The sequence below is a fragment of the Streptomyces sp. NPDC007095 genome (assembly GCF_040634475.1).
Classification (GTDB): Bacteria; Actinomycetota; Actinomycetes; order Streptomycetales; family Streptomycetaceae; genus Streptomyces.
On record NZ_JBEYFS010000539.1, the window covers coordinates 1 to 1,163 of the forward strand.

Consider the following 1,163-nt stretch of genomic DNA (forward strand, 5'->3'; position numbering starts at 1 on the left):
GGAGCTGCCCGGAAGCGACTCGCCTACAGGAAGGAGAACACCGAGTCCGCTCAAGTCCGCCAATGGCGAAAGGAGTTACGCCGCCATCCGGCCGGAGATCCATATGATCCAGGCTACCGGCGGCTGCGCTACATCCGCTACGCGGACGATCACCTCCTCGGGTTCATCGGACCCAAGGCCGAAGCCGAGACGATCAAACAGCGCCTGGCCACATTCCTGCGCGACGACCTCAAGCTGGAACTCAACCAGGACAAGACGCTGATCACGCACGGCCGCACCCAGGCGGCCCGCTTCCTCGGCTACGAGATCACCGTCCAGCACGCCGACGAAAAGGTCTCCCGGGGAGGCCGCATCAACCGCGGTCTCCGCTCCATCAACGGAAAGATCCAACTCCGCGTACCCAAAGACGTGATCAAGGCCAAATGCGCCCCGTTCCTCCACCGTGGCAAACCCACACACCTGCTCCCGCTGACGAGTTGCACACCCTTCGACATCATCGGCATCTACGGAGCGCAGTACCGGGGCATCGTTCAGTACTACCTGCTGGCCGGCGACGTCTGGAGACTCGACCGGCTCAAGGGGGTCATGCTGACCTCCATGCTCAAGACCCTGGCCGCCAGGCACCGGTCGAGGGTGACCACGATGGCGAACCGCTACAAAACAACCATCAGGACACCCCAAGGACCACGCAGGTGCTTCGAGGCCAGAATCAACCGCGAGGGCAGGAAACCACTGACCGCACGGTTCGGTGGCATTCCCCTCACCCGGAAACGGACGGCCGTCCTCGACGATCTCCCGTCCACCTTGTTCACCCCACGCAGCCGCCCGCGCGGCAGCCAACTGATCGACCGGCTACAACGCGGACAGTGTGAACTCTGCGAGAACCGAACTGAGGTACAAGTACACCAAGTTCGCTCCCTCGCAGAGTTCAGCAGCACAGGAGAACAGCCCGCATGGGCGCAACTGATGCTCAAGAAACGACGCAGAACCCTCGTGGTCTGCCCGCCTTGTCACGGAAGCATCCATACGTAACCCGGGTGAAAAAGCACGCAGTAGTCACTGGAGAGCCCGCTGCACCGAAAGGGTGCACGGCGGGTTCGGGCCGGGGGCCACTGGAGAAGGGTCCGCGCAGCGGAAACCTCGCCAGTGGCCTACCGGTACTC

At 63.0% G+C, this 1,163-nt stretch carries 1 protein-coding gene; it reads left to right on the forward strand.

Going from position 1 to position 1,163, the window contains the following annotated elements; translation table 11 throughout:
• Positions 1–1,032 (forward strand): group II intron reverse transcriptase/maturase (locus ABZ656_RS58075; RefSeq protein ID WP_360280879.1); only part of this gene is annotated, 1,032 nt, incomplete at its 5' end.
• Positions 1,033–1,163 lie beyond the last annotated feature (131 nt).